Source organism: Sphingomonas canadensis, assembly GCF_026013525.1.
Lineage (GTDB): Bacteria > Pseudomonadota > Alphaproteobacteria > Sphingomonadales > Sphingomonadaceae > Sphingomonas > Sphingomonas canadensis.
On the sequence record NZ_JAPDRA010000023.1, the window covers coordinates 1 to 1,366 of the forward strand.

Consider the following 1,366-nt stretch of genomic DNA (forward strand, 5'->3'; position numbering starts at 1 on the left):
GTCGCCGACGGCACCCCGGACGCGGCCCGCCGGCTGGAGCGCGTGTTGTGGAACGACCCCGCCACCGGCGTGATGCGTCACGCCGACGCCGGCTATGACGAGGCCGTGGATTGCGCACGCGCGATGGGGCTGGACCTGCCCTCGCTCTGATCGCGGGACGGGCGGGATGGCCCCGCCCCGGCACAAACGGGGGCCGAAGTCGAAGGGCAGTAATTCGGTATTATTGCACGTGTCACCGTAATTTCGGAGGTAAGGACTTGAAATTCTAAGGAGCGCAATATGAGTAAGAAAATTATCCTTGGCGATGAATATGACGACGAGCTTCGCGGAGGGCTTATGAACCTCTTAAAAAGGTGGGGGGGTAAGCTGATAAATTGCGATTGGTCCGTTGCAGGTTCACAGGAGTTGGATTCGGCTACGGTCAATCTGGATGGGAAAGATATCCATATCGAGTCAGAGACTTATGTGGGCCTGTCTATTTCTGGCGATGAAGCTCAGGTATCTCGAATTGCTAAGAAGTTGGGAAAATAGTTTTGTTGCCTCTCGACTCTTGCCGGAATTACCGGAATTACGCGGCGCGGAATTACGGTGACACGTGCAATAATCCCTTTACTCCTTTCGCGCCGTGAATTCCGGGGACACTATACTCAATCCCCGGTATCGAAAGGCCGTGCTAAACCGAGGGGATAGCAAGGCTTTCGCGGCGGGCACCTCGCGCACGCAACGTGGCGCGATAGCTACCGCCCGGCGCCCGCCAGTTCGCGCGTGATCGGTCGCGCGTCTCCACCATCATGAACAGCGCGAAGCCAAGCTGGGATACCATGCGCAGGATTACGGTGACACGTGCAATAACCCCTTTACTCGCGTCGCGCCGTCGTTAGCCTCGGGCCATGGCGAGGCTCCGTCGTATCGTCCTCCCGGGCATCCCGCATCATATCACCCAGCGGGGCAACCGGCGCGAGCGGACCTTCTTCGAGGGCGGCTCGCCGATATGGAAGCGCACACCGGCCCTGGCCCTCGCCTCCGCAAAACGCGCGCCGAAGCCGAAGGGCGGCAATTCGGTATTATTGCACCTGTCACCGAAATCATCCCACGGGGGTAAAGGAAGATGCTAATTTCTCCATGAAGACGGCAAGAAGCTCTGGAGGCGATGTAGAGAGTTTTGTCAGATACAATAAAGGAAGGGTAAACCCCGTAATATTCTTCCTTGGAGGAAACGATGGAAGTTTTGACACATTGAAACCTATTGCAAATTCTCCATATTATATAAAAGATGATGGCTACAGAAATTTTTTGAAACCAGATAATTAGGAGAAGAGGCGTGTTAACGCGGAAACTATTGAGAAATCTCTATTTATTATGGGGA

The 1,366-nt window shown here is 55.1% G+C and carries 2 protein-coding genes; both read left to right on the forward strand.

Going from position 1 to position 1,366, the window contains the following annotated elements; all coding sequences use genetic code 11:
- Positions 1-150 (forward strand): hypothetical protein (locus OM513_RS20725; protein ID WP_264946671.1); only part of this gene is annotated, 150 nt, incomplete at its 5' end.
- 129 nt (positions 151-279) lie between these two features.
- Positions 280-531 carry a hypothetical protein gene (locus tag OM513_RS20730; protein WP_264946686.1) on the forward strand — a complete coding sequence of 84 codons (252 nt, stop codon included), beginning with the start codon at positions 280-282 and terminating at the stop codon, positions 529-531.
- The last annotated feature ends 835 nt before the right edge of the window (positions 532-1,366 follow it).

Bases quoted from the DNA above. Each gene is read 5' to 3' on its own strand.
- OM513_RS20730 (WP_264946686.1), top strand. From the start codon at position 280: ATGAGTAAGAAAATTATCCTTGGCGATGAATATGACGACGAGCTTCGC.